This is a genomic window from Sphingomonas sp. NFX23 (assembly GCF_049887795.1).
Taxonomy (GTDB): domain Bacteria; phylum Pseudomonadota; class Alphaproteobacteria; order Sphingomonadales; family Sphingomonadaceae; genus Sphingomonas.
The window spans coordinates 211243-236714 of the sequence record NZ_JAGEKH010000001.1; the positions used below are offsets into that span (position 1 = coordinate 211243).

At 66.4% G+C, this 25472-nt stretch carries 34 protein-coding genes; 23 read left to right on the forward strand and 11 right to left on the reverse strand.

Features of this window, described 5'->3' with window-relative positions; genetic code table 11:
- The first annotated feature begins 238 nt into the window (after positions 1-238).
- Together sppA and J4O76_RS00950 are read left to right on the forward strand one after the other, a co-directional pair.
- Positions 239-2182, forward strand: a complete 1944-nt coding sequence (sppA, locus tag J4O76_RS00945) for a signal peptide peptidase SppA (RefSeq protein ID WP_426279771.1) — start codon at positions 239-241, stop codon at positions 2180-2182.
- Positions 2182-2793: a GNAT family N-acetyltransferase gene (locus J4O76_RS00950; RefSeq protein WP_426279773.1), complete on the forward strand. Its 612-nt coding sequence runs from the start codon at positions 2182-2184 to the stop codon at positions 2791-2793. The genes sppA and J4O76_RS00950 overlap by 1 nt, the downstream gene beginning before the upstream one ends.
- Before the next feature lie 147 nt (positions 2794-2940).
- On the opposite strand, the gene J4O76_RS00955 is transcribed toward J4O76_RS00950, so the two are convergent.
- Positions 2941-3579: a trimeric intracellular cation channel family protein gene (locus J4O76_RS00955; protein ID WP_353434969.1), complete on the reverse strand. Its 639-nt coding sequence runs from the start codon at positions 3577-3579 to the stop codon at positions 2941-2943.
- A 184-nt stretch (positions 3580-3763) separates the two neighbouring features.
- On the opposite strand from J4O76_RS00955, the gene J4O76_RS00960 reads away from it, so the two are divergent.
- Positions 3764-4069 (forward strand): glycine zipper 2TM domain-containing protein, encoded by a 306-nt coding sequence (locus tag J4O76_RS00960; protein WP_056489725.1) that lies wholly within the window; start codon positions 3764-3766, stop codon positions 4067-4069.
- Between the two features lie 106 nt (positions 4070-4175).
- Complete coding sequence (locus tag J4O76_RS00965; RefSeq protein ID WP_426279776.1) at positions 4176-4604, forward strand: OsmC family protein; 429 nt, start codon at positions 4176-4178, stop codon at positions 4602-4604.
- 57 nt (positions 4605-4661) lie between these two features.
- Here J4O76_RS00965 and J4O76_RS00970 read toward each other — a convergent pair whose 3' ends face one another.
- Positions 4662-4883, reverse strand: a complete 222-nt coding sequence (locus tag J4O76_RS00970; protein ID WP_056052052.1) for a hypothetical protein — start codon at positions 4881-4883, stop codon at positions 4662-4664.
- Positions 4884-4994: 111 nt separating this feature from the next.
- On the opposite strand from J4O76_RS00970, the gene J4O76_RS00975 reads away from it, so the two are divergent.
- The 3 genes from J4O76_RS00975 (at position 4995) to J4O76_RS00985 (ending at position 7728) form a co-directional block, all read left to right on the forward strand.
- Complete coding sequence (locus tag J4O76_RS00975) at positions 4995-5726, forward strand: hypothetical protein (protein WP_426279778.1); 732 nt, start codon at positions 4995-4997, stop codon at positions 5724-5726.
- A 335-nt stretch (positions 5727-6061) separates the two neighbouring features.
- Positions 6062-6436, forward strand: coding sequence for a fluoride efflux transporter CrcB (gene crcB / locus J4O76_RS00980; RefSeq protein ID WP_426279779.1), 375 nt, complete (start codon positions 6062-6064; stop codon positions 6434-6436).
- Positions 6433-7728 carry an RluA family pseudouridine synthase gene (locus tag J4O76_RS00985; RefSeq protein ID WP_426279781.1) on the forward strand — a complete coding sequence of 432 codons (1296 nt, stop codon included), beginning with the start codon at positions 6433-6435 and terminating at the stop codon, positions 7726-7728. Before crcB ends, J4O76_RS00985 begins: the two co-directional genes overlap by 4 nt.
- 360 nt (positions 7729-8088) lie before the next feature.
- Here the strand turns inward: J4O76_RS00985 and J4O76_RS00990 are convergent, their stop codons facing one another.
- Complete coding sequence (locus J4O76_RS00990) at positions 8089-8583, reverse strand: DUF1440 domain-containing protein (protein ID WP_426279783.1); 495 nt, start codon at positions 8581-8583, stop codon at positions 8089-8091.
- Positions 8584-8697: 114 nt separating this feature from the next.
- Here J4O76_RS00990 and J4O76_RS00995 point away from each other — a divergent pair, with 114 nt between their 5' ends.
- The 3 genes from J4O76_RS00995 to J4O76_RS01005 are packed head-to-tail and all read left to right on the forward strand — an operon-like array spanning position 8698 to position 10249.
- The gene (locus J4O76_RS00995; protein WP_426279785.1) at positions 8698-9357 is read left to right on the forward strand and encodes an HAD-IA family hydrolase; all 660 of its coding nucleotides are present in this window, start codon (positions 8698-8700) and stop codon (positions 9355-9357) included.
- Positions 9354-9572 carry a hypothetical protein gene (locus tag J4O76_RS01000; protein ID WP_426279787.1) on the forward strand — a complete coding sequence of 73 codons (219 nt, stop codon included), beginning with the start codon at positions 9354-9356 and terminating at the stop codon, positions 9570-9572. Before J4O76_RS00995 ends, J4O76_RS01000 begins: the two co-directional genes overlap by 4 nt.
- On the forward strand, positions 9569-10249 hold the full coding sequence (locus tag J4O76_RS01005) for an ATP12 family chaperone protein (protein WP_426279789.1): 681 nt from the start codon (positions 9569-9571) through the stop codon (positions 10247-10249). The genes J4O76_RS01000 and J4O76_RS01005 overlap by 4 nt, the downstream gene beginning before the upstream one ends.
- A 91-nt stretch (positions 10250-10340) precedes the next feature.
- Here the strand turns inward: J4O76_RS01005 and gmk are convergent, their stop codons facing one another.
- From gmk to J4O76_RS01030, 5 genes are all read right to left on the reverse strand, one after another.
- Positions 10341-10991: a guanylate kinase gene (gene gmk, locus J4O76_RS01010; protein ID WP_426279791.1), complete on the reverse strand. Its 651-nt coding sequence runs from the start codon at positions 10989-10991 to the stop codon at positions 10341-10343.
- A gap of 72 nt (positions 10992-11063) precedes the next feature.
- Positions 11064-11264 (reverse strand): hypothetical protein, encoded by a 201-nt coding sequence (locus tag J4O76_RS01015; protein WP_056052077.1) that lies wholly within the window; start codon positions 11262-11264, stop codon positions 11064-11066.
- On the reverse strand, positions 11261-11473 hold the full coding sequence (locus J4O76_RS01020) for a hypothetical protein (RefSeq protein WP_426279792.1): 213 nt from the start codon (positions 11471-11473) through the stop codon (positions 11261-11263). Before J4O76_RS01020 ends, J4O76_RS01015 begins: the two co-directional genes overlap by 4 nt.
- A 163-nt stretch (positions 11474-11636) precedes the next feature.
- Positions 11637-13025, reverse strand: a complete 1389-nt coding sequence (gene fumC / locus J4O76_RS01025; RefSeq protein WP_426279794.1) for a class II fumarate hydratase — start codon at positions 13023-13025, stop codon at positions 11637-11639.
- A gap of 186 nt (positions 13026-13211) precedes the next feature.
- A complete protein-coding gene (locus J4O76_RS01030; RefSeq protein WP_056489744.1) occupies positions 13212-13697 on the reverse strand; it encodes an SspB family protein in 486 nt (161 codons plus the stop codon).
- Between the two features lie 71 nt (positions 13698-13768).
- On the opposite strand from J4O76_RS01030, the gene hisB reads away from it, so the two are divergent.
- From hisB to J4O76_RS01075, 9 genes are all read left to right on the forward strand, one after another.
- Positions 13769-14356 (forward strand): imidazoleglycerol-phosphate dehydratase HisB, encoded by a 588-nt coding sequence (gene hisB / locus J4O76_RS01035; protein WP_426279796.1) that lies wholly within the window; start codon positions 13769-13771, stop codon positions 14354-14356.
- Positions 14353-14670 (forward strand): YciI family protein, encoded by a 318-nt coding sequence (locus tag J4O76_RS01040; protein WP_253071257.1) that lies wholly within the window; start codon positions 14353-14355, stop codon positions 14668-14670. The genes hisB and J4O76_RS01040 overlap by 4 nt, the downstream gene beginning before the upstream one ends.
- On the forward strand, positions 14667-15272 hold the full coding sequence (gene hisH / locus J4O76_RS01045; protein WP_426279798.1) for an imidazole glycerol phosphate synthase subunit HisH: 606 nt from the start codon (positions 14667-14669) through the stop codon (positions 15270-15272). Before J4O76_RS01040 ends, hisH begins: the two co-directional genes overlap by 4 nt.
- A complete protein-coding gene (gene hisA, locus J4O76_RS01050; RefSeq protein WP_120301399.1) occupies positions 15269-16003 on the forward strand; it encodes a 1-(5-phosphoribosyl)-5-[(5-phosphoribosylamino)methylideneamino]imidazole-4-carboxamide isomerase in 735 nt (244 codons plus the stop codon). The genes hisH and hisA overlap by 4 nt, the downstream gene beginning before the upstream one ends.
- A 220-nt stretch (positions 16004-16223) precedes the next feature.
- Positions 16224-16997, forward strand: a complete 774-nt coding sequence (hisF, locus tag J4O76_RS01055) for an imidazole glycerol phosphate synthase subunit HisF (RefSeq protein ID WP_426279801.1) — start codon at positions 16224-16226, stop codon at positions 16995-16997.
- Between the two features lie 4 nt (positions 16998-17001).
- Positions 17002-17178: a hypothetical protein gene (locus J4O76_RS01060; protein ID WP_426279802.1), complete on the forward strand. Its 177-nt coding sequence runs from the start codon at positions 17002-17004 to the stop codon at positions 17176-17178.
- Between the two features lie 32 nt (positions 17179-17210).
- Complete coding sequence (locus J4O76_RS01065) at positions 17211-17528, forward strand: phosphoribosyl-ATP diphosphatase (protein WP_426279804.1); 318 nt, start codon at positions 17211-17213, stop codon at positions 17526-17528.
- Positions 17529-17643: 115 nt separating this feature from the next.
- The gene (locus J4O76_RS01070; protein ID WP_426279806.1) at positions 17644-18021 is read left to right on the forward strand and encodes a histidine triad nucleotide-binding protein; all 378 of its coding nucleotides are present in this window, start codon (positions 17644-17646) and stop codon (positions 18019-18021) included.
- A 111-nt stretch (positions 18022-18132) separates the two neighbouring features.
- The gene (locus tag J4O76_RS01075; protein WP_426279807.1) at positions 18133-19743 is read left to right on the forward strand and encodes an amino acid permease; all 1611 of its coding nucleotides are present in this window, start codon (positions 18133-18135) and stop codon (positions 19741-19743) included.
- A 126-nt stretch (positions 19744-19869) separates the two neighbouring features.
- Here the strand turns inward: J4O76_RS01075 and J4O76_RS01080 are convergent, their stop codons facing one another.
- Entirely contained in the window at positions 19870-20868 is a 999-nt protein-coding gene (locus J4O76_RS01080) for an adenosine kinase (RefSeq protein ID WP_426279808.1), read from the reverse strand.
- Between the two features lie 503 nt (positions 20869-21371).
- On the opposite strand from J4O76_RS01080, the gene J4O76_RS01085 reads away from it, so the two are divergent.
- From J4O76_RS01085 to J4O76_RS01100, 4 genes are all read left to right on the forward strand, one after another.
- Complete coding sequence (locus J4O76_RS01085; protein WP_426279809.1) at positions 21372-22061, forward strand: EI24 domain-containing protein; 690 nt, start codon at positions 21372-21374, stop codon at positions 22059-22061.
- On the forward strand, positions 22058-22429 hold the full coding sequence (locus J4O76_RS01090) for a hypothetical protein (protein ID WP_136188472.1): 372 nt from the start codon (positions 22058-22060) through the stop codon (positions 22427-22429). Before J4O76_RS01085 ends, J4O76_RS01090 begins: the two co-directional genes overlap by 4 nt.
- Before the next feature lie 152 nt (positions 22430-22581).
- On the forward strand, positions 22582-22878 hold the full coding sequence (locus J4O76_RS01095; protein ID WP_426279810.1) for a hypothetical protein: 297 nt from the start codon (positions 22582-22584) through the stop codon (positions 22876-22878).
- Positions 22879-22960: 82 nt separating this feature from the next.
- Positions 22961-23182 carry a hypothetical protein gene (locus J4O76_RS01100; protein WP_136188474.1) on the forward strand — a complete coding sequence of 74 codons (222 nt, stop codon included), beginning with the start codon at positions 22961-22963 and terminating at the stop codon, positions 23180-23182.
- A 39-nt stretch (positions 23183-23221) separates the two neighbouring features.
- Here the strand turns inward: J4O76_RS01100 and egtD are convergent, their stop codons facing one another.
- A complete protein-coding gene (gene egtD / locus J4O76_RS01105; RefSeq protein ID WP_426279811.1) occupies positions 23222-24199 on the reverse strand; it encodes an L-histidine N(alpha)-methyltransferase in 978 nt (325 codons plus the stop codon).
- A complete protein-coding gene (gene egtB, locus J4O76_RS01110) occupies positions 24199-25467 on the reverse strand; it encodes an ergothioneine biosynthesis protein EgtB (RefSeq protein ID WP_426279812.1) in 1269 nt (422 codons plus the stop codon). The genes egtD and egtB overlap by 1 nt, the downstream gene beginning before the upstream one ends.
- Positions 25468-25472 lie beyond the last annotated feature (5 nt).

Sequence of the window (25472 nt, forward strand, 5' to 3'; positions counted from 1 at the left end):
GCAGGAGAACACTTGGGCGGTTGGATGCTGCCTTCTGCTCCCCTTCCGCTTGCGGGAGGGGTCGGGGGAGGGGTTTCTTGGCCGGGTGCTCGTAGGACGCCCCTCCCCTAACCCCTCCCGCAAGCGGGAGGGGGATTGCGTGGTGATTGGGGCCGATGTGAGGGCTAGAACGCTTCCTGTGTTGGACGCGTAATACAGGGCATTTACCTGTGCGCCCCGTTGCTCTAGCTCTCGTCCCATGACCGATACCGCTGCGCCGTCCTACGCCCCCTCCTATGTCGACCCTGCCCGCCCGCCGCGGCGGAAATGGCGGCTCGTGCGGGGCGTGTGGAAGTTCCTTGTCGCGATCAAGGATGCGCTCGTCCTGATCGCGATGCTATTGTTCTTCGGGCTGATCTTCGCGGCGCTCAACGCGCGGCAGAGCACCACGGCGATCAAGGATGGCGCGCTGGTCCTCGACCTCAACGGCTCGATCGTCGAGCAGCCCGAGGAGCAGGCCGCGTTCGCAGCACTGTCGGGGCAGAGCCGGACGCGGCAATTTCGCCTGCGCGACGTGGTCCGCTCGATCGACACCGCGCGGACCGATGCTCGCGTGAAGGTGGTCGTGCTCGATCTCGACAGCTTCGGCGGCGCGTATCCGGCGGCCCTCGGCGAGGTCGGCGATGCGCTGGCGCGGGTGCGCGCGAGCGGCAAGCCGGTGCTCGCCTATGCGACCGCGTACACCGATGGCGGCTACCGTCTGGCGGCGAACGCGAGCGAGATCTGGGTCAACCCGCTGGGGGGCACGATCTTCATGGGGCCGGGCGGCAACCAGCTCTATTACAAGGGCTTGATCGACAAGCTCGGGGTCAACGCGCACGTCTACCGCGTCGGCCGTTACAAGTCGTTCGTCGAGCCCTACACGCGGGCGGATCAAAGCGAGGACGCGAAGGCGGCGAGCACCGCGCTGTACGGCACGTTGTTCGCGCAGTGGCGCGAGGCCGTCGCGAAAGCACGGCCCAAGGCGCAGATCGCTCAGTTCATGACCGCGCCCGACAAGGTGATCCTCGCGGCGAACGGCAACATCGCCGAGGCGAATTTGCGCGCGGGCATCGTCGACAAGCTCGGCGATCGGACCAGCTTCGGGCGGCGGGTGGCGGAGATCGCCGGCAGCGACGCCACCAAGCCGGCGGGCAACTACACCGCGATCAAGTACGACGCGTGGGTAAAGGCCAATCCCCTCCCCACGGCGGGCGATTCGATCGGCGTACTGACGATCGCGGGCGAGATCGTCGACGGCGAGAGCGGCCCCGGCAAGGCGGCAGGCAAGACGATCGAGAAGGCGGTGCTCGACGGGCTCGCCAAGAAGACGCTGAAGGCGCTGGTGGTGCGCGTCGACTCGCCGGGTGGCTCGGTGATGGCGTCGGAGCAGATCCGGCTCGCGATCCTCGAAGCCAAGCGGCAGAAGCTGCCCGTGGTCGTATCGATGGGCGGGCTGGCGGCCAGCGGAGGATACTGGGTGTCGACGCCCGCCGACGTGATCTTCGCCGAGCCCGGCACGATCACCGGCTCGATCGGCATTTTCGGGGTCGTGCCGACGTTCGAGAACGCGCTCGCCAAGATCGGCGTGACCAGCGACGGCGTGAAGACCACGCCGCTGTCGGGCCAGCCCGACATCACCGGCGGCACCACGCCGATGTTCGACGCGATTGCGCAGGCGGGAATCGAGAACGGCTATCGCCAGTTCGTCTCGCGCGTGGCGGCATCGCGGAAGATGACGCCGGCGCGGGTCGACGAGATCGGCCAGGGCCGCGTCTGGGATGGCGGCACCGCGCGTCAGATCGGGCTGGTCGACCGGTTCGGCACGTTGCAGGACGCGATCGACGAGGCGGCTAAACGCGCCAAGCTCGATCCGGCGAAGGTGCATGCCGAATATCTGGAGAAGAAGCCGGGCTTCCTCGCGACGATCGCGCAGGATTTCGGCAGTGACGGCGACGATGATGCAGGTGGTGGCGATGCGTTCGCGCATGTCGCGGCGGACCGGCGCCAGATGCTCGCGCGCGCCGTTGGTGACATGAAGCGGCTGGCGACCTCGGGCGCGATCCAGGCGCGCTGCCTGGAGTGTGGCGGGATGGGGCCGACGAGCGCGGGGATCGGCGATGCCAAGCTGCTCGATCTGCTGCTGGCACGGATCGGGTTCTGATGGCGATCCCCGCAACTGGCAACGGCGGCGGGATCGTCATCCGGGCGGCGGTCCCCGAGGACGCTGCGTCGATCGCGGCGATCTATGCGCCGCACGTGCTGGTCGGGACGGTATCGTTCGAGACCGAAGCACCCGATGCGCGGCAGATGCGCGCGCGGATGGCCGCGTCGGACGGGCTGTATCCGTGGCTGGTCGCGACGATCGGATCCGAGGGCGGCGTGCTTGCCTACGCCTATGCCGCGCCGTTTCACAAGCGCGAGGCGTACCGGTTCGCGTGCGAGACGACGGTGTATGTCGCGGATGCGGCGCAGCGTCAGGGTGCGGGGCGGCTGTTGTACGAGGCGCTGATCGATACGCTGCGGGCTCAGGGGTTTACGCAGGCGATCGGGGCGATTGCGCTGCCGAACGATTCGTCGATCAAGCTGCATGAGGCGGTCGGGTTTCGACGGGCCGGGGTGTACCGGGAGGTCGGGTACAAGAACGGGCAGTGGATCGATGTCGGGCATTGGCAGTGTGAGTTGAACGAGCCTGCGGTGCCGCCGGTGGAGCCGAAGCGATTTGCGAATGTCGGGGTGGTTGCTGCGTTGGAGCGTGTCGCTCTCAACAAGTAGAGATCAGGCGCGCAAGATTGGATCGAGTAAGATCGGACCGTCGGCTCAAGCCCAACCACCGGCCCACCCATCCTTGTTCTCCCGCGAAGGCGGGAGCCCAGACTGGGTCCCCGCCTTCGCGGGGAAACATAGTAAAGGTCGGTGAGGTTAGCGGCGGCCGCCGTACGCAGGCAGCGCTAGATGAAAGCGGATTGCGGCCGCCCTCAGGGTGAAGCCGGCGCTCGCCGCAATCACCGCGGACAACCCGAGCGGCATCCCCAACAACACCAGCCCGACATAACTCGCCGCCGCCAGCGCCGCCGCCGTCACGTACAGCTCCGGTCGCATCAGTATCGACGGCTCGCCCGCCAGCACGTCGCGGATGATACCGCCGACGCACGCCGTCATCACCCCCATCAGCGCCGCCGGCACCGGTGGCACGCCATACCCCAAAGCCTTGGCCGCGCCGTACACCGCATACGCCGCCAGCCCGACCGCGTCGAACCAGCCGAGCGCTTCGTCCTTCCACCACCGCTCGGGCGTCACCCAGATCAGCAGTGCCACGCCCAGGCACACGCTCGCGGCGCGTGCGTCATGCACCCAGAACACTGGTGCGCCGATCAGCAGGTCGCGCACCGTGCCGCCGCCGACGCCGGTGATAAGCCCGAAGAACACGAGCGTCACGAACGTCTGCCCGCGCTTGGCCGCGGCGAGCGCCCCCGACGCGGCGAACACCGCGAGCCCGGCCAAGTCGAACCAGGGGGCGGCGACGGGGAGGATCTCGACGGGCAAGGGCACGGGCAACATCGCGGCGGCCTAACCGGCCTGCCATCCAGCGTAAAGCGGGACCGCGGAATGATGCCCGTCGGCTGTTGATAGCAATGCGCCGATGCCGGTCCCGAAGATGAACGCCGTGTTGTTTTTGGTTCATGCAACTGGCGGTATAGTCCCCTCGTTACATCAACAGATCAATTCACTAGGGAGTTACATGATGCGTAAGTTCGTTCTGGCCATGGGCCTCAGCGCAATGGTCCTGCCGACCGTCCTCGTGCCGGTTTCGGCCGCAGATGCGCGCGATCGTCGCGAATGGCGTGGTCGCGACGGCCGGGTCTATTGCAAGAAGAACAACGGCACGACCGGCACGATCATCGGCGGCGTCGGCGGCGCACTGCTCGGCCGCACGGTCGACACCCGCGGCGACCGCACGGTCGGCACGCTGGGCGGCGCCGTTCTCGGTGGCCTCGCCGGTCGCGCGATCGACAAGGGCACGAGCAACAATAACCGTCGTTGCCGCTGACACTCATCGGCTAAATCGATGCCGCTATTTCGATAGTTGCGCGTTGTGTAAGGGCGTCGTGGGAAACCGCGGCGCCTTTTTTCTTGTCCAGGTAAAGGATCAAACGATGACCACACGCAGCGGTTCGGCAAAGTATGAGGGCCTCGGCAAGAGCGGCAAGGGCCATGTCTCGACCCAGTCGGGCGTGTTGTCCGACAGCCCCTACGGCTTCAACACGCGGTTCGAGAACGAGCCCGGCACCAACCCCGAGGAGCTGATCGCGGCCGCGCATGCATCGTGCTTCACGATGGCGCTGAGCTTCGCGCTCGCCGGCAAGGGCTATGAGGCAGGCACGCTCGAGACGTCCGCCAAGGTGACGCTCGACAAGGATGGCGACGGGTTCAAGATCACCAAGTCGGCGCTGACGCTGAACGCGAAGGTCGACGGCATCTCGAAGGAAGAGTTTGAGGCGATCGCCGCGGATGCCAAGGCGAACTGCCCGGTGTCGAAGGTGCTCAACGCCGAGATCACGCTGGAGCACAACCTCGCCGAATAATTGCGGGTAGGTTTCGCAATCAGGAGGGCCCGGTGGAAACGCCGGGCCCTTCTTGCGTCAGATGATCCCGCCGCCGAGGCTGAGGCGGAGCGCGAAGATGATGATCAGCACGATGTTGAGGTTGCGGCCGCCGCTGCTCGACGAGAGCGCGCCGACTGCGGCACCGACGATGCCGATCGGGATGACGAGCCAGTTCATCCAGCCGAGCAGCGGGATGAACGCAACGAGGCCAAGCACCAGGGTGACGAGGCCGATGAGGATCGAGACGATGTTCAGCATAGAGTGAACATGGCGAGTCGCATGGGTTCGGGCAAGATCGGCGTCACGCGCTCGACTGGGGACATGCGGAAAACGCTTTCTTCACCGTCTTTCGCGCATAGGATGGCGGTGATGAGTTTTCCCCTGCGCCCCGCCCTGATCCTTTTGCCGCTTGCGCTGGTCGCGTGCGACCGGTCGTCGACCGACCAGCAGGATCTCAACAGCCTCGATGCCGAGCTGACCAACGGCGCGGCGCGCGATCCGGCGCTGACGTCGTCGCTGGGGGGGCAGATCATGGTCGATCCCCGGCTGGCGCAGTCGTCGAATACCGACGCGGTGCGGCCTCCTCCCCAGCCGGATAGTGGCGCGGTGCCGCCGGAAGGTCCGCTCAAGGCCGATCCGGTGGATCCGCGGACTCTCAAGCGCGCGCCGGCAGCGTCCAACGACTGTCCGGAGTGCAAGACCGCGAACGGCGCGCTGACGCTGGGGGCACTGGCGGAGCGGCAGACGACGCCGGATGCCGGGGTTTGCGCGCAGAAGATTGGGTATTCTGCGGGGTGGGCTAACCGGTTGCCGGCGGACCTGCCGCTGTATCCGGCGGCGCGGTTGACCGAGGCTGCTGGGGCGGATCGGGACGGGTGTCGCCTTCGCGTGGTGAGTTTCGCGAGTGCTGCGCCGATGCAGAAGATGCTCGACTGGTATTTTACGAAGGCTAGCGTGGCTGGGTATTCGGCGGGGCATAGCACCGACGGCAAGCAGCATGTGCTGGGCGGGGTTCGGGGGAATGACGCTTACGTGGTGTATGTGACGGCGCGGGCTGGTGGCGGGAGCGACGTGGATCTGGTTTCCAACGCTGGGCGGTGAGGTGTTGCGATAGGTGCACCACCCCGGCGGAAGCCGGGGCCCAATTGGGAAACGTTGCTAATTGAGCGCCGTCCTTCGTTACTCCGACCTTTCCAATTGGGCCCCGGCCTTCGCCGGGGTGGTGGCGTGCGGCGTGGTGGCGTAGTGGGTGGCGTCAATTCTTCCCTCCTTGTTCTCCCGCGAAGGCGGGAGCCCAGACTGGGTCCCCGCCTTCGCGGGGAAACAAGCTTTGGGACAGGGCTCGCACGGTGATCTCGAACTGACGCGGATAACGCGCGCACCCCTACCCTCAACCCCACCTTTCCGTTTTGCCCGATTCACGCTAGGGCGCGAGAATGCTTCCCCTTCTCTATGTCATGGTCGGTGGTGCGGTCGGATCCGGCGCGCGCTATCTGACCGGCCGCGCGATGCTGTCGTTGCTCGGCCCTGACTATCCCTTTAGTACGCTTGCCGTGAATCTGATCGGTGGGTTGCTGATGGGGGTGCTGGTTGGCGTACTCGCCCGCAATACCGCTTCGGAAACGTGGCGGCTGTTGCTCGGCGTAGGCGTGTTGGGGGGATTCACGACGTTCTCAGCGTTCTCGCTGGACGTCGTCACGATGATCGAGCGGGGCGCATTCGGCGTCGCGTTCGGGTATGTTTTGGTGTCGGTGATCGGTTCGGTCGCCGCGTTGTTCGCGGGTCTTTCCGCAGTAAGGGCCGTCGCATGACTGCGGGCAAAAGCGATAGCGATACGGGTTTCCGCGAGTTCAACGTCGGGTTCGACGATGACGGCATCCGGCTCGACCGGTGGTTCAAGCGGCATCTGCCCGACACGAGCTTCACGACGGTGGCGATGTGGGCGCGCACCGGGCAGCTCCGCGTCGACGGCGCGCGTGCGACGCCGGGCGACCGGATAGCGGCAGGCCAGATGCTCCGCGTGCCGCCGCCCGAAGCCGACAAGGCCGCCGCCGACGTCGACAAGCCCAGGCGCGTCCGCGAGCGCGTGATCCTGTCCGACGAGGAAACCGAACTCGCGCAGAGCATGGTCATCCACAAGGATTTCCAGGCATTCGTGCTGAACAAGCCGCCGGGCCTGGCGACGCAGGGCGGGACCAAGACGACGCAGCATGTCGATGGGCTGCTCGACGGGCTGCAATACGACAACGAGGGGCGGCCGAAGCTGGTCCACCGGCTCGACAAGGATACGTCCGGCGCGCTGCTGGTGGCGCGGACGTCGCGAGCGGCGGCGTTCTTCGCCAAGGCGTTTTCAGGGCGGACCGCGCGGAAAGTCTACTGGGCGCTGGTGGTCGACGTGCCGTCGATCGAGGACGGCATGATCGAGCTGCCGATCGCCAAGCAGCCGGGCACCGGCGGCGAGAAGATGCACGTCGACGAGGCCGAGGGCGCACCGGCGCGAACGCGGTACCGCGTGATCGAGCGCGCGGGCAACCGTGCGGCTTGGGTCGAGTTGCAGCCGTTTACCGGGCGCACGCACCAGTTGCGCGTGCACATGGCGGCGATCGGGCATCCGATCGTCGGTGATGGCAAGTACGGCGGGGCCGCTGCGTTCCTGACCGGCGGGATCTCGCGGAAAATGCATTTGCATGCTCGCCGCATCAAGGTCGATCATCCGGATGGCGGGTCGATCGACGTGACTGCCGAGCTGCCGACGCATTTCGCCGAGAGCCTCAAGCAATTAGGTTTCGAGGAGAAGCAGGGCGACGACCTGGTGCTCGACGAGAAGACCGCGCCGACGCGCGAGCAGATGAAGTCGCGGGCTAAGGCGCATGCGAAGTCGGTGCGGAAAGACCGTAAGGGTGAGCGGCGTGGGCGTGGGGTTGTCGAGGAGAAGGCGACGGGCAAGCCTGCGCCGAAGACGGGTGGGCCTCGGACCGGGGCTGGGTCGAAGTTCGGAGCGCCGCGGAGCGGGCCTCGGGTTGAGGGCGCCAAGCCGGCTGGGCGTGGGCGTCCGGGCGGGGCTGGTAAGCCTGGACCTCGGAGTGGGCCTGGGACTCGGTAGTTGATGCTCGTCGGCTTACGCGTGCCCTCACCCTTCCCACGGCCAAGCGGCCGCGGGCCCCTTCCCTCTCCCCTGAGGGGAGCGGGTGAAATGGGTACGTTTGCGCTGATCTTATAGTTGCCCCACCCCGGCGGAGGCCGGGGCCCAGTTGGGGGACGTGCTGACGGAGGGCATCGCTCCGTTATTGCCACCGTTCCAACTAGGCCCCGGCCTTCGCCGGGGTGGGGTATTTGGTTAGCGCTAGCTTCTCCGCGCATTGCATTCCCCCGCGAAGGCGGGGGTCCAGGGGCCATGATCGTCGCGCTGCTTGACTCCTGGGCCCTTGCGTTCGCGGGGGAACTGGTGAGCGCAGTTAGCGCCCTACCTCAGCCACCCGAGCAGCAACCGCCGCACGCCCTCCGTCACCGTCCCGAACACGATATGCGACGCCGCGCTATACAGATGCGTGGTCGGCGTGGTGTTCCACGGCGCATCGCCAAGCCCCACCGCCGGCACCGCCGCCTCATCGAGCAACGCCGTCGTCGCCGCAGCGAACGCGGTGCCGTAGCCGGCGGTCACCGAAGGCCGGTATTCCGCCGCCACCGCATAGGCGACCCCCAGCCCTGCCCCGAGCGCGTAATGCACGACCTGCCCCGCAAGCGGCTTGCGATCGTCGGGGATGTCGTGGCCGACCACGACCTGCGACACTTTGTCCGCCGCCTTCTCCGTCGCCGGTTCCGCATCGCTATCCGATGAGGACAGCGCGGCGATGCCGGCCTGGAACAGGTCCATCGCCAATGACGCGGCCAAGCCGGCGACCAGTCCCGCAGCGGCGGCGGCCCAGATGTTCGGGGTGTGGGTCTGTGCGTGCGCCATCGTTGAGTCTCCAGAGCTATCCGACACGAACCGTTCGCAGGCGCGCGCGTTCCGGTTTGGCGTTCCCTCGCGTGCACGCGTGATCTACGAGGCGGCGATGCGTTGGAAAATCTCATGATCCGTCTTGCCGTCTTCGATTGCGACGGGACGCTTGTCGACAGCCAAGCGAATATCTGTGTCGCCTGCGAGCGTGCGTTCGAGGGCGCCGGGCTGATCCCGCCGCCACGTGCGGACATTCGGCGGATCGTGGGCTTAAGCCTCGTCGAGGCGATGCAGGTGTTGCTGCCGGAGGCGGACGATGCGCGGCACCGGTCGCTCGCCACCGACTACAAGAACGCCTTCCATGCGATGCGCGCGAGTGGTGAGCTGGCCGACGAGCCACTGTTCGAGGGGATCGCCGAGGTGATCGAGACGCTCGCCGATGACGGCTGGGCGCTCGGCGTGGCGACGGGGAAGTCCGATCGCGGGCTCGCGCATATTCTTGCCGCGCACGGGATCACCGATCGGTTCGTGACGTTGCAGACCGCGGATCGGCATCCGTCGAAGCCCGATCCGGCGATGCTGCTCGCGGCGATCGCCGAGGCAGGTGCTGCCGTGGAGACGACCGCGATGATCGGCGATACGAGCTTCGACATGGCCATGGCCCGCGCGGCCGGTGTGCGCGCCGTCGGGGTCGCGTGGGGGTATCACGACGTGCACGAGCTTTCAGACGCGGGGGCGGATGTCGTCGCGACGGCCGTGCCGGACCTGCTGCATATGGTGGCTCGGCCATGACCGACGCGGACAAATTGGCGCAGCGGCGCTGGTTCGTGTTGGTCGTCGTACGGATGGCGGGCGTGGCAGGTGCGCTGCTCGGGCTGATCCTGATCGCGCGCGCGCATGACTGGGCGCCAAAGATCCTCGGGACGGCGATCGTGCTGTCGGCGATGGCGATGATTGCGATCGTGCCGCGCAGTCTTGCGCATCGCTGGCGGAGTCCTGACGCGTGAAGCGGTTCTGGAAAGACGTCGCGATCGATACGGATCGGGTGGTGACGCTCGACGGCAAACCGGTGCGGACGCCAGGGCGGCGGCCGCTCGCGTTGCCGAGCGATGCGCTGGCCGAGGCGGTCGCGGAAGAGTGGCGCGCGGTCGGCGAGACGATCAACCCGCGGACAATGCCGCTGACCGGCCTAGCCAATGCCGCGACCGATCCGATCGCGAACGATCCTGCGCAGTTTGCCGCGCGGCTGGCGGCGTATGGCGAGAGCGACCTGCTCTGCTACCGCGCCGAGGGGCCTCCTTTGCTGGTCGAGCGGCAGGCGGCGGCGTGGGATCCGCTGCTGGCGTGGGCGCGGGGGCGGTATGACGTGACGTTCGTGGTGACTGCGGGCGTGATGCACGTTGCGCAACCGGACGCGACGGTCGCGCGGCTTCATGAGGCTGTGGCAGCGTATGACGATTTTAGGCTGGCGGGCTTGTCGCCGGTGGTGACGTTGACCGGGTCGCTGGTGATCGGGCTGGCGTTGATCGAGGGCGAGATCGATGCGGATGCGGCCTGGGCAGCGGCGGGGATCGACGAGGACTGGTCGGTCGAGATGTGGGGCGAGGACTGGCAGGCGACTCAGTTGCGCGAGTTGAAGCGCAAGGAGTTTGGAGTCGGGGTGACGTTTCTGGGGCTGCTCTAAGCGTTCTCCTGCGAACGCAGGAGCCCAGGATACCAAACGCTACGGCCTGTAACCCTGGACTCCTGCATTCGCAGGAGAACGGGTCAGCGGGTTAGCGCGTCAGGCGGCGGATGAAACCGATCAGGCCGGTTTGGCGCGAGCGCTTGAGGCGTTCCGCCGCCAGGATCGTCTTCACGCCGCGGATGCAGCTGTCGACGTCGTCGTTGACCAGCACATAGTCATAGCCGTCCCAGTGGCTGACCTCGTTCGCCGCGCGCGACATGCGGGCTTCGATCACCTCGGTCGAGTCGGTGCCGCGGCTGGTGAGGCGGCGGTGGAGTTCTTCCATCGAGGGCGGGAAGATGAAGACGCGGACGACGTCGCCGCCGGCGATCTGGAATAGCTGTTGCGCGCCTTGCCAGTCGATGTCGAACAGCACATCCTTACCGGCGGCGAGCAGCTCCTCGACCTGTGCGCGGGGGGTGCCGTAGCGGTGGTTAAAGACGTGCGCCCATTCGAGAAACTCGTCGTTCGCGACCATGTCGCGGAAGCCCTCGAGGTCGGTGAAGTGGTAATCCTTGCCGTCGACTTCGCCGGGTCGCACCGACCGGGTCGTGACCGAGACCGACATCTCGAGTTCGTGCTCGTCCGCGAGCAATCTGCGCGCGATGGTCGACTTGCCGGCACCGGAGGGCGAGGACAGGACGAACAGGACTCCGCGACGACGGAAACCATGCGGGTCGGACGGAAGTGTGTGGGGCATGCGCGCCCTTGCCGCGGACCGCATATGGGCGTCAACCCATGCGCGGCCCGCGCGTGGTATTACGAAGGCGGATTAATAGCCGGCCTTGCGTGCCTTGTTGCGGTCATACGCCTTTTTGGCTGCGTAGCCGCCGCCGAGGATCATGCCGAGCGGCCCCATGCGGCGCATCAGGCCCATCGCCACGACGCCCTTTACTGCGCCCGAGGCGCCACCCGAGCCGTCGCGACGGCCCATCTCGCGGCCGACCAATGCACTGATAATACGTCCGATCATGCTTCTGACTCCCCGAAAACCTGGTCCTTGAGTTCCGCTGCACCGCGCAGCACTGCCCAGCCGATCGCGTAGGTCACGGCAATGGGCACGACGATCTTGAGTACGTTGGCGGTGATCGCACCGATGATCGCGCCGTCCGCGTTGCCGTCGTCGCCGCTGAGCGAGTCGATGCCTGCGCCGATCAGCGCGCCTATGGTCGTTGCGCCCACGTAATTTCTCCTGTCCGTGTGGCGGGTTAGCGTTTGGCGGAGGATTGGGTTCCCGCGCCCCACCGTCATCCGTCATCCTGACGAAAGTCAGGACCCAGGATTACTCAGCGGGCCGATCGTGGCTCTGGTTCCTGACTTTCGTCAGGATGACGGTGTGGGGAGATTACCGGCCCAACATCGACTCGGGTTTGACGACGCGGTCGAAGGTTTCGGCGTCGACGAGGCCTAGCGCGAGGCCGGCTTCCTTCAGCGTCAGCCCTTCGGCGTGCGCATATTTGGCGATTTTCGCCGCCGCGTCGTAGCCGATCTCGGGTGCTAGCGCCGTCACCAGCATCAGCGAGCGGTCGAGCAGGTCCGCGATCCGCCCGCGATTGGGTTCGATGCCATCGACGCAGCGTTCGGCGAATCCTTCCATCGCGGTGGCGAGCAGGTCGATCGAGCGGAGGACGTTGGCGCCGATCAGCGGCTTGAAGACGTTGAGTTCCAGATGGCCCTGCATCCCGCCGACGGTGACCGCCACGTGGTTGCCCATCACCTGGCCCGCGACCATCGTCAGCATCTCGCACTGCGTGGGATTGACCTTGCCGGGCATGATCGAGCTGCCGGGCTCGTTCGCGGGGAGGTCGATCTCGCCGAAGCCGCAGCGCGGGCCCGAGCCGAGCAGGCGGATGTCGTTGGCGATCTTGGTCAGCGCGACCGCCAGCGTGTTGAGCGTGCCCGAAAGGTGGACGAGCGGATCGTTCGACGCCAGCGCCTCGAACTTGTTGCGCGCGCTGACGAACGGCAGGCCCGTGATTTCCGCCAGTTCGTGCGCGATCGCGTCGCCGAACCGGGCGGGGGCGTTGAGGCCGGTGCCGACCGCGGTGCCGCCCTGCGCGAGAATGACCATGCCGTGGCTGATCGCGGGCTCGATACGGTGACGGCAGCGGTAGAGCTGGTTCGCATAACCTGAGAATTCCTGGCCGAGCGTCAGCGGCGTCGCGTCCTGTAGGTGCGTGCGGCCGATCTTGACGATGTCGTCCCAGGCGTTGGCCTTCGCGTCGAGCGCGGCGTGGAGCTTGTCGAGGGCGGGAATCAGGCGGCGTGTCGTGGCGATCGCGGCGGCGATGTGGAGTGCGGTGGGGAAGCTGTCGTTGGACGACTGGCTCATGTTGACGTGGTCGTTGGGGTGGACCGGGGACTTGCCGCCGCGGGTGCCGGTGAGGACCTCGTTCGCGCGGCCGGCGATGACCTCGTTCGCGTTCATGTTCGACTGCGTGCCGCTGCCGGTCTGCCAGATGACGAGGGGGAACTGGTCGTCGAACTTGCCGTCGATGACTTCCTGCGCGGCGGCGTCAATTGCGGTGGCGATGGTTTCGTCGAGGCCGTGCGACCGGTTTACGCGAGCGGCGGCTTGTTTGACGAGCGCGAGCGCGTGGACGATCTCGATCGGCATGCGTTCGCGGGGAGCGAAGGGGAAGTTCTCGATCGAGCGTTCGGTTTGGGCGCCCCAATAGGCGGCGGCGGGGACTTCGATCGGGCCGATCGTGTCGGTTTCTGTGCGGGTGGTCATAGAGGGAGAACCTTCCGGGGCTTGGCGGGATCCCTCGCCCCTTTGGGGAGAGGGAGGGAGGAGCCGCAGGCGACGGAAGGGTGAGGGGCGTTGGGAGAAAGCGGCTTTAGCCTCACTCCCCTCTCCCTTCCCACCGCAAGTGCGGCGGGCCCCTTCCCTCTCCCCGAAGGGGCGAGGGAGTTTGGGTCACTTCTTCCGTTTGAAATCCACGGCTACGACGTTCGAGCCATCCTCGATCGGCACTGCGGTCGGGCCGTCGTTTTCCGCTTCGTCGTGGTCGCCAAGCGCGTCCTCCGCACCTTCCTGTGCTTGGAAGCGGAGTTCGAAGCTTACCGCCGGGTCCTGGAACGCAGTGATCGCCGAGTATGGGATCACCAACTTCGAGGGCACCTGATTGAACGAAAGCCCGATCGAGAAGCGCTCGTCGTCGACGATGAGGTCCCAGTAGCGGTTCTGCATGACGATCGTCATCTCGTCCGGGAAACGCTCGATCAGCCGCTTGGGGATGTCGACTCCCGGTGCCTGCGTCTTGAAGGTGATGTAGAAATGATGCTCGCCGGGAAGCCCGCCGGCCTCCGCGACGGAGCCGAGCACGCGGCCGACCACGGCACGCAGGGCTTCTTGTACGATCTCGTCGTACGGAATCAGGCTATCGGGCAGTCCATCGGTCATCTCCCTTGGGTAGCGTCATTCGATTGGCGGTCAAGATTGCATGCGTCGTGGCGCACGTTATGGGAGGTGGCATGCGCACCGCCACGATCACCCGCTCCACCGCCGAGACGGCGATCGACGTCACCGTGAACCTCGATGGGACCGGCGTGTACGACGTCGAGACCGGGGTCGGTTTCTTCGATCACATGCTCGAACAATTGTCGCGCCACTCGCTGATCGACATCCGCGTGCGGACCAAGGGCGATCTGCATATCGACGAGCATCACACCGTCGAGGATACCGGCATCGCGATCGGCCAGGCGTTTGCGCAGGCGCTCGGCGATAAACGGGGGATCGTGCGGTATGGCGATGCGCTTTCGCCGATGGACGAGACGCTGACGCGGGTGGCGCTGGATATTTCCGGGCGGCCTTGGCTGGTGTGGAAGGATCTGTTCTCGCAGAAGCGTCTGGGCGGGATGGATACCGAGATGTTCGAGCATTTCTTCCACAGCTTCGCGCAGGCGGCGGGGATCACGCTGCACGTCGAGACGCTGTACGGGTCGAACAACCACCACATCGCCGAGGCGGCATTCAAGGGTGTCGCGCGCGTGCTGCGGACCGCGATCGAGATCGATCCGCGCAAGGCCGACGCGATTCCGTCGACCAAGGGGATCTTGTGAGCGAGCCGTTTGCGCGGACCGACGCGCCGTTGTGCGTGGTCGTACTGACCTACGTCGCGCCACTGGACGCGATCGATGCGCAGATGAAGGAGCACGTTGCATGGCTCGCCAAGGGCTATGCGGAAGGCGTGTTCCTGGCGTCGGGTAGGCAGATTCCGCGTACCGGCGGCGTCATCCTGATCCGTGGCGAGAAGGCGGCGGTCGAGGCGGTGGTTGCGACCGATCCGTTCGTGAGCGGCGGACTTGCGACGCCTGAGATCACCGCGTTCACCGCGAGCATGGTCCTGCCGGGGATTGCGGAGTTGCTGGCGTGACGCTCGCGCTGATCGATTACGGTGCGGGGAATCTGCATTCGGTCGAGAACGCGTTGCGGACGGCTGGGTGTGTCGATCTGATCGTGACTTCGGATGCGGACGTCGTTGCCAAGGCCGAGCGGATCGTGTTGCCGGGGGTGGGCGCGTATGGCGCTTGCGCGGCGGCGTTGCGCGCGGTGCCGGGGATGGTCGAGGCGCTGAACCGGCGGGTTCGCGACGAGGGTGCGCCGTTTCTCGGGATCTGCGTCGGTATGCAGTTGATGGCCGAGGCGGGGGAGGAGATGGGGACCCATGCCGGGCTCGGCTGGGTTCCGGGACGCGTGCGGCGGCTGGAGCCTGGGACGATGGAAGCAAAAGTGCCGCATATGGGGTGGAACGACGTCGTGCCGACCGTGGCGCATCCGCTAATCGAGCCGGGCGAGGCGTATTTCCTGCATAGCTTCGCGTTCGAGGGTTCCGACGTGCTTGCGACTACCGAGCATGCCGGCCCGGTCACCGCGGCGATCGGTCGCGATACGATGATCGGTGTGCAGTTTCATCCTGAGAAGAGCCAGCGCTACGGTCTGGCCTTGCTCGAACGTTTCCTGGAGTGGCGGCCGTGAGCCTTATCATTTTTCCTGCGATCGACCTCAAGGCGGGTCAGGTGGTGCGTCTCGCCGAGGGCGATATGGACCGCGCGACCGTCTATGGCGACGATCCCGCGGCGCAGGCGATGCTGTTCGCCGAGGCGGGTGCGGAGCATCTGCACGTGGTCGATCTCGACGGCGCGTTTGCGGGGGCTTCGGTCAACGGCGATGCGGTGCGATCGATCGTCGCGCAGTTTCCGGGGCATGTGCAGCTTGGCGGCGGGATCCGGACTCGGGCGAGCGTCGAGGGCTGGTTCGACCTGGGCGTATCTCGCGTCGTGATCGGCACGGCGGCGCTGGAGGACCCCGAGTTCGTGCGCGGCGTGGCGAAGGATTTCCCCGGCGGGATCGTCGTCGCGGTCGACGCGAAGGACGGGATGGTCGCGACCAAGGGCTGGGCGGATGTGTCGACCACGAGCGCGGTCGATCTGGCGCGGCGGTTCGAGGATGCGGGGGTGGCGTCGTTGCTGTTCACTGATGTCGGGCGCGACGGGATGCTGAAGGGGTGCAACGTCGACGCGACGGTCGACCTGGCGCGGTCGGTGGACATTCCGGTGATCGCCAGTGGCGGGGTGAAGGGGATTGCCGAGATCCACGTGCTGGCTTTGCATGTGCGGGACGGGGTCGAGGGCGTGATCACCGGGCGGGCGTTGTATGATGGGCGGCTCGATCTCGCTGCGGCGTTGAGTGTGGCGAAGGCTGCATGATGGTTCACGCGGAGACGCGGAGACGCGGAGAGAAGTTGAGCGCCGCAGGCAGAAACTTGTTCGCGCAGAGGCGCAGAGGCGCGGAGAGCAAGAAGTCAGGCCTTGCTCCCTTCCTCGCTCTCAGCGCCTCTGCGCCTCTGCGCGAAATATTCTTCTCAGCGGCTCTGCCGCGTCTCCGCGTCTCCGCTTCTCCGCGTGAACAAAACCTACGGCACAGCGCATGACAGTTCGCGCGCGCGTCATTCCGTGTCTCGACGTTGCCGATGGGCGCGTGGTGAAGGGTGTGAACTTCGTCGAACTGCGCGATGCGGGCGATCCGGTCGAGCAGGCGCGAGCGTATGACGCGGCTGGGGCGGACGAACTGTGTTTTCTCGATATCGGTGCCTCCCATGAGGGTCGGGGGACGATCCTCGACGTCGTGCGGCGGACGGCGGCGGTGTGCTTCATGCCGTTGACGGTCGGTGGCGGCGTGCGGACGGCGGATGACGCGCGTGCATTGTTGCTGGCGGGGGCTGACAAGGTGGCCGTGAACTCCGCGGCGGTCGAGCGGCCCGAACTGGTAGCGGATATCGCCGAGCGGTTCGGCAGCCAGTGCTGCGTCGCCAGCGTCGATGCGCGGCGGTCGGGTGAAGGCTGGGAGGTGTTCACGCATGGCGGCCGCCGCGCGACGGGGATCGATGCGATTGCGCATGCCTTGAAGCTCGCCGAACTCGGGGCTGGCGAGTTGCTTGTCACGTCGATGGACCGTGACGGGACGCGCAGTGGTTACGACCTCGACCTGATCCGCGCGATTTCTGATAGGGTAAGCGTACCGGTAGTCGCTAGCGGCGGGGTCGGCGGGCTCGACGATCTGGTGGCGGGCATCCGCGACGGGCATGCCAGCGCGGTGCTGGCGGCGTCGATCTTTCATTTCGGGCAGGCGTCGATCGGCGACGCGCATGCCGCGCTGGCGGCAGCGGGGATTCCCGTGCGCTCGCCGGTTCGGTCAGCCTGATCCGATGATCGCCCTGCCTCTCCTTGCGGTGCAGTCGGGGCATAGCGGCATCGTCCATCCCCGCACTGGCCCCGAACTGTCTGACATCGCGCTGTTTGCGTTTGCGGCGATCGGCGTGTGGCTGGTGCGACGGGCGTTGCGCAAGCGGTTCGCGAAGACCAAACCGCCCGCGGAGGATTGACCCGCCTGCGCGCCTGCTCCAGCACGCCGCGCATGGACCCCGTATTCGACCGCCTCGAGGCGACCATCCGCGCGCGTCGCGATGCGCCCGCCGACACCAGCTACACCACGAGCCTGTTCGCGAAGGGTCGGCCCAAGATCGCGCAGAAGCTCGGCGAGGAAGCCGTCGAGACCGTGATCGCGGCGTGCTCGGGCGACGAGGCGAGCATCGTGCCGGAAGCGGCGGACCTGATGTTCCATCTGGCCGTGTTGCTGGCGGATGCAGGGTTGAGTTTGGACGACGTGCGCGCGGAGTTGGAGCGGCGCGAGGGTGTTGGCGGTTTGGTCGAGAAGGCCGGGCGGACGGGGTGACCTGCTCCCCTTCCGCTTGCGGGAGGGGTCGGGGGAGGGCATGACGCACATGCTCCGCCGGGATCGGGATGGCCAGCCCCTCCCCTAACCCCTCCCGCAAGCGGGAGGGGAATATATGCCGATCGACGCCACCCAGCCTTATGACGACCAGAACATCTTCGCGAAGATCCTGCGCGGCGAGATCCCGTCGCAGCGGGTCTATGACGACGATTTCGCAATCGCCTTTCATGACATCAATCCGCAGGCGCCGACGCACCTGCTCGTAATCCCCAAGGGCGCCTACGTCTCGTGGGACGACTTTTCCGCGCGCGCACCAGACGCCGAGATCGCAGGCTTCATCCGCGCGGTCGGCACCGTCGCGCGCGCCGCTGGCCTCGTCGAACCGGGCTATCGCCTGCTCGCGAATGTCGGCCAGGACGGACACCAGGAGGTGCCGCATCTGCATGTTCATGTCTTCGGCGGGCGCCCGCTCGGGCCGATGCTGGCGCGATAGGCCAGCTTCACCGCACTAAAGGATTGCGCGTAATAAAATTGCCATTAGGCTCGCGGGATTGAGCAAGGGGGCCATTTGACCCGGCCCTCGCTATCCCCGGGGGACACCGCGTTGATTTTTGGTCGCGTAAAATCGCTGGATGCCATTCTGGCGACGGCAGAGAAAAAGGGTCTGGCGCGAACGCTCAGCGCCTTCCAGCTGACGCTGCTGGGCGTCGGTGCGGTGATCGGCACGGGTATCTTCGTGCTGACCTCCGAAGCCGCGCAGAAAGCCGGGCCGGGCATGTTGCTGAGCTTCGTCGTCGCGGGCTTCGTCTGCGCGGTCGCGGCGCTCTGCTATTCCGAGCTTGCGTCGATGGTGCCGGTGTCGGGCTCGGCCTACACTTACACCTATGCGGTCACGGGCGAGTTGCTCGCCTGGATGGTCGGCTGGGCGTTGATCCTCGAATATGCGGTCGGCGCTAGCGCGGTCGCGGTCGGGTGGTCGAACCATCTGGCCGGGCTACTCGACGGGATCGGCTTCCATATTCCCAACGGGTTGCGCAACGCGGACGCGCTGATGGCGAACGTCCAGGTCGCGTTCGGCGCGACGCCCAACGCAGATCTGCAGACCGCGATGACCGTTGGCGGCTTCATGAACCTGCCCGCAGTGATCGTCATCGCGCTCGTCACGTGGCTGCTGGTGGTCGGCACGACCGAGAGCGCACGCGTCAACGCGGTGCTGGTGCTGATCAAGATCGCCGCGCTGACCGCGTTCATCGCGCTGACGATCCCGGTGCTCAAGGCCGACAATTTCCATCCGTTCCTGCCCTACGGCGTCGGCAATCCGCTGAGTTCGTCGGGTGTCGGCGTGCTGGGTGCGGCGGCGTCGATCTTCTTCGCCTATGTCGGCTTCGATGCGGTCTCGACGGCGGCGGAGGAGACCAAGAATCCGCAACGCAACGTGCCGATCGGGCTGATCGCAAGTCTCGGCATCTGTACGTTGTTCTACCTGCTGGTCGCATCGGGCGCGATCGGTGCGATCGGTGCGAACCCGGTGACGACAGCCGAGGGCGGCATCCTGGCACCGGGTTCGGCGGAGATGGCCGGGCGTTGCGCGGCGATCGTCGCAGGCGGGGCGATGGAGCCTTTGGTGTGCTCGAAGGAAGCACTCGTTCACGTGCTTCAGGTCATCAACTGGCCGATCATGGGTCGGCTGGTCGGGCTTGCGGCGGTGCTCGCGCTGCCGTCGGTCGTGCTGATGATGATGTTCGGCCAGACCCGCGTGTTCTTCACGATGGCGCGCGACGGTTTGTTGCCCGCCAAGCTCGCGTCGATCCACCCGAAGTTCCGTACGCCACACGTCGTCACGGTCGTGACGGGTATCGCCGCGGCGATCGCGGCGGCGGTACTGCCGGTCGGCAAGCTCGCCGATTATTCGAACGCGGGGACGCTGTTCGCGTTCATGATGGTCGCGATCTCGGTGATGGTGCTGCGCAAGACCGATCCGGCACGCAAGCGTCCGTTCCGCACGCCGGCGGTGTACATCGTCGCGCCGCTCGCGATCATCGGTTGCGTCGGGCTGTATTTGTCGCTGCCGCTGACGGCCAAGCTGGTCCTGCCGGGCTGGGGCGCGATCGGGCTGGCGATCTACTTCCTGTACAGCCGCTCGCGCAGCCATGTCGGGCTTGGCCTCGACGATGGTGCGGCCGAGGACGATCGGGCGCCTCCGGGTACGCTCTGAGACTGGACGCGAAAAGGGCCGCGGGAGGAAACTCCCGCGGCCCTTTTTTATCTGCATGAAAGCTTGTTCTCCCGCGAAGGCGGGAGCCCAGTCTGGATCCCCGCCTTCGCGGGGAAACAGTCTCCGTCAGCCAGTATGCTTGGTGGCGAGCGCCTTCATGTCGACCATGGGACGGGCACCGACATGGCTGATGATCTCGGCTGCGCAGACCGCGCCGAGCTTCAGCGATGCGTGCAGGTCGTAGCCCTGTGCCTGACCGTGGAGGAAACCCGCCGCGAACAGGTCGCCCGCGCCGGTGGTGTCGACGACCTTGGCGATCGGCTCGGCCTTGACCTCTGCACGCGCGCCGTTCTGGATCGCGCAGGCGCCGTGCTCGCCGCGGGTGACGACCAGGGTCGGGACCTGTGCCGAGATCTTGGCGACGGCTGCGCCGAAGTCGTCGGTCTCGGCGAGCGCGGCGAGTTCGCTCTCGTTGGCGAACAGGATGTCGATCAGGCCGTCCGACAGCAGCTGGCGGAAATCGCCGCCGTGGCGCGAAATGCAGAACACGTCGCTGAGCGTGAAGGCAACTTTTCGGCCTGCCCCGCGTGCGCAGTCGATCGCGGCGCGCATCGCGGCGCGCGGCTCTTCGGGATCCCAGAGATAGCCTTCGAGATACAGGATCGCGCTGTCGGCGATCATCGCGGTGTCGATCGCGGCGGCGGGGAGGAATTGCCCTGCGCCGAGGAAGGTGTTCATCGTGCGCTGGCCGTCGGGGGTGACGAAGATCAAGCAGCGGCCGGTGGTCGGGTCGCCGGCGCGGACGGGGGTGGCGAACTCGATGCCGATGCTGCGGACGTCGTGCGCGAAGACCTGGCCGAGCTGGTCGTCGGCGACCTGGCCAATGAACCCGCATTTGCCGCCGAGCGCGGCGATGCCGGCGACGGTGTTGGCGGCCGACCCGCCGGAGATTTCCATGCCCGGGCCCATCTTGGCGTAGAGCGCGTCGGCTTCTTCCGACGAGAACATGAGCTGCATCGAGCCCTTGGCGACGCCGATCTCGGCGATGAACGCGTCGTCGGCGGTGGCGAGGATGTCGACGATGGCGTTGCCGATCGCGACGACGTCGTAAGTGGGTGTGCTCAAGGGGAAACTCCGGGGGTGCGGGAAAGCCCTGCCGTAAATCGCGGGGGGGATTGGTGCAACTGGTGTGGGGGTCGAGGGATGCGCTCCCGCTGTTAGGCGGCAGGCTATGCGATGGCAGTACCCCCCCGGCGGAGGCCGGGGCCCAGAAAGGTGGTCGTAATGAAACGTGATCCGTTATTACCGTCGTTCCCCAACTGGGCCCCGGCCTTCGCCGGGGTGGTGGCTTTGGTTGGGGGGGCAGCGGTTACAACTGTTCGGACAGTTACAGCGGCTCGCGCGGTTCTGACGGTCGTCGCGGCACAAATACCTACATTTTTTCAACCGCACCGTCCTTTCCTGTTCCCCCGCGGACGCGGGGGTCCAGGGTCTCATGCGGTAGCCTTGGTTTAGCTGGGCCCCCGCGTCCGCGGGGGAACGGTGAGGAGCGGTATCCGCAGACGGGCCGACCCGTGACCGCTAAGAGTCGCGTTGACCTTCGCCTGCCCCCGCGCCATCCCGAGCCAATGCTCCGCGCCCTCGCCCTCTCGCTTGGTCAGCTTACCGATCCGCCCGTGCTCCGGGTGTTCGTCAAGTCGATGGTCGTCACGCTGCTCGTCTTCGCGCTGCTCGGCGTGGGCACGTGGTGGGGCACGCAGGCTGCGCTCGCCGCGTGGCTCGACTGGCATTCCGACGGACTCGCCGCTGCGTTCGCATTGTTCGTCACGATCCTGGCGCTGTGGCTGCTGTTCCGTGCCGTCGCGATCGCCGTGGTCGGGATTTTCGCGGACGAGGTCGTCGAAGCGGTCGAGGCGCGGCATTATCCCGACGCGCTGCGCACCGCCCGGCCGGTGCCGTTCGCCCGGAGCCTCGCAATGGGACTCCGCTTGGCCGGTCGCGTCGTGCTCGTCAACCTCGTGATGCTGCCCATCTACATCGCGCTGCTCGTCACCGGTGTCGGCACTGCCGCCGCGTTCTTCATCGTCAATGGCTGGCTGCTCGGGCGCGATCTGGGGGATATGGTCGCGGCGCGCCACATGGATGCGGCGGCGATGCGGGGCTGGCGTGCGACGACCAAGGGGAGCCGGTTCGTGCTGGGGCTTGCGAACACCGGGCTGTTCGTGGTTCCGGTCCTCAACATCGCCGCGCCCGTGCTGGGGGCCGCGATGGCGACGCATTACTTCCACAGCCAGTATTCTCGCAAAGGCCGACCATGACGCGATTGACCACTATAGCCATCGCGCTGGCCCTCGGCGGCGGCTTGGCCGGTTGCGCCGCTCCGGTAGCCAAGCCCGCAGTCGGACGTCCGGCCATCCCCTATACGAGCGTCGGGCTAGAGCGCGTGCTCGGCCAGGATGCCGCCGGCCTGACCAAGCTGTTCGGTCAACCCGACGCCGACGTGCGCGAGGGCAGCGCACGGAAGCTTCAGTTCCAGAGCGGGATCTGCGTGCTCGACGCGTATCTGTATCCCAAGGGATCCGATGCCCCCCGCGTGACGTATCTCGACGCACGCGAACCCGACGGCAGCACGATCGACCGTGCGAGTTGCGTCGCGGCGCTGACACGACGGGAAGGCGGAAAGTAACGCACGGTCGTGCGGTAGGCCAAGGTTTCCGCCTTCAACGCATCCGATAAGGATTAACCGCGCCGGCTTCGTCGATGAGCAACGGGAGTGCGAGATCGGTTCACCGTGCCGTCGCGTAAGGCGATCGCATACGACCTGCCGACACTATGGACGTGCGCTCCATCACGCCTCACGACGGCGATCCACCCGGGGGGCCGGAGTCAGTGATCGTGTTGAAGACCATGTGGAATATGCCCGCAAAGGTAGTGCGCGAGCATGCGGCGAACGAAGAGGACATCGGCAAGTCCGTCGCCAGCGGATCTTTGCAAGAGATGGTTCGGGCATTCGACGGGTATGACGACGCCGAAGCAGCGGACTTGATCATCCAGTGCGCGGGCCGCGACCGACCGATCACCTGGGACGAAATCCGGGACCTGCGACGTATCGAGGCCAAGACCGCGGGAGACTGACACGCGTCGACACCCCGCTGGTCATGGACTTGGTGCGGCGGAACGTTATGGGCGCCTGGAGACCCGACAGCGAAAGACGATCATGGCAACGACCGTAATTACCCCGAGCGGCCCCGGCGCGATGGAAGCCGGCCTGATTCTCGACGAAGACGGCCAGCGCTTCGTCGTGCTCACGTTCAAGGAACCGGGGGGCGAGCCGACGCTGGTTACCTTCACGGTTCCGATTTTCCAGCATTATGTCGAGCATCTTGTCCGCACGGCCGCATCGGCTGACGATGAGGCGAACTGGGGCATTCCCGGCTGAGCCTAGGCGGCGGGCAACTCGTCCGGAACAGGCCCTGCTTCAGGGCGCTGGCCGCTCCACCTGAGCCTCGGCCAGATACACGCCGAACAGACCTTCGGGATCGGTCCATGCCGCCACCGGCGTCCATCCGCCCGACCGCAGGAGGATCCGCGCATCCCGTGCGCCATATTTGTGGCTGTTCTCGGTGTGGATCGTCTCACCCGCGGTCATCTCGAACGATTGCCCGTCAACGGTGAACGCGACGTCGCGCACCGCCTCGAGGTGCATCTCGATCCGAGCGCGATCGTCGTTCCACACGGCTTTGTGCCGGAACGCGTCGACCGGGATGTCGCCGTCCAGTTCGCGGTTGATCCGTTCTAGCAGGTTCAGGTTGAATGCAGCCGTCACGCCCTGCGCATCGTCATACGCCGGCACCAGCACGTCCTCGCTTTTGATCCGGTCCATCCCGATCAACAGCATCGCGCCCACGCCGAGCGACGACCGCATCGCGCGCAACAGATCGACCGCCATCAGCGGGATCATGTTGCCGATCGTCGATCCCGGAAAAAAGCCGAGCTTCGGCGTATCCGCGATCGTCTTCGGCAAGCTCAACGGCCGCATGAAGTCCGCCTCGAACGGTAGCACCAGCAGGTCGGGGAACTGATCGCCCAGTACCTTCGACGACTCCCGGAGGAAATCGCCCGAGATGTCGATCGGCACGTATACCGACGGCGCAACGGCATCGAGCAGGATCGGCGTCTTGGTCGACGATCCCGAGCCGAACTCGACGACGGCACGCCCTGCGCCAGCAAGCGTCGCGACTTCGGGGCACGCGGTCTCAAGGATCGAGCGCTCGGTCCGCGTCGGATAATATTCAGGCAGATCGGTGATCTTCTCGAACAGCTCCGAGCCGCGCCGGTCGTAGAACCACCGTGCCGGGATCGCCCGCGGCCGCCGCGCGAGCCCGTCCAGCACGTCCGCGCGGAATTGCGGATCGGCGAGCGTCTGCTGGCCGTCCTCGATCTCAGGCTTCAACATCAAATATCTTTCGCGAGACGCACGCCGGTGAACTGCCACCGTTGGTGCGGATAGAAGAAATTGCGGTAGCTCGGCCGGGCATGACCACGCGGCGTGGCACAACTGCCACCACGCAGGATGAACTGCGAGCTCATGAACTTGCCGTTGTATTCGCCGACGGCGCCGGCCGCGGTCACGAAACCGGGATACGGGCGGTACGCGCTGCCGGTCCATTCCCAGACATCGCCGAAAAATGCCGGGCCATTCGCCGCCGGCCGAGGCTCGACCGGCCCCGCCACGTCCATCTGATTGCCACCGTTCGCGTCGTGCGAGGCCGCCGCCGCCTCCCATTCGAACTCGGTCGGCAACCGTGCGCCGGCCCAGCTCGCATACGCATCCGCCTCGAAGAAGCTCACATGCGTCACCGGCGCCGCTGGATCGATCGCGCGTCGGCCGTCGAGACCGAACCGCGTCCAGCCCGCCTCGCCCTGCTCCCAATACAGCGGCGCGACGATACCCTCGGCCTTCACCCACGCCCAGCCGTCCGCCAGCCAATGCCGCGCTTCGGTGTAGCCGCCATCGGCAATGAACGCCGCCCATTCGCCGTTCGTCACGGTCCGGTCGGCGATCGCATGCGGCACCAGCAAGGCGGCGTGACGCGGTCCCTCGCAATCGAACGCGAACCCGTCGCCGTCATGCCCAACCTCGACGATCCCGCTCTCGCGCGCAATCCAGCCGATCGGCCCCGGCATCTCGACCGGCACTTTCCGCGGCGCCGGCCACATCGCCGGCTCGAGCGGGTTCTCCGAAAACATGTGAAGAATGTCGGTCACCAGCAATTCCTGGTGCTGCTCTTCATGATGACACCCAAGTGCGATCAGCGTCTGCGCATCCGCCGACAGCCTAGGCAGCGCGTCGAGCAGTGCCGCGTCGACATGCGCGCGGTACGCCCGCACCTCGTCGAGCGACGGCCGCGTCACCATCCCGCGGCGATCGCGTGCATGGCGCCGCCCTTCGGCCTCGTAATAGCTGTTGAACAAAAACGGAAACCGCTCGTCGTGCAGCGCATAGCCGGCGACATGATCGCGCAGCACGAAGGTCTCGAAGAACCACGTCGTATGCGCCAGATGCCACTTGGTCGGTGACGCGTCGTCCATCGACTGCACCGTCGCATCCGCATCCGACAGCGGCGCGGCCAGAGCAAGCGACAACGCGCGTACAGTCGAGAAGCGCTCGCTCAAATCCGACGAAGGAGCGGGGGTGAGTTCGGGACGAATCGGCTGAGGCATCGGTT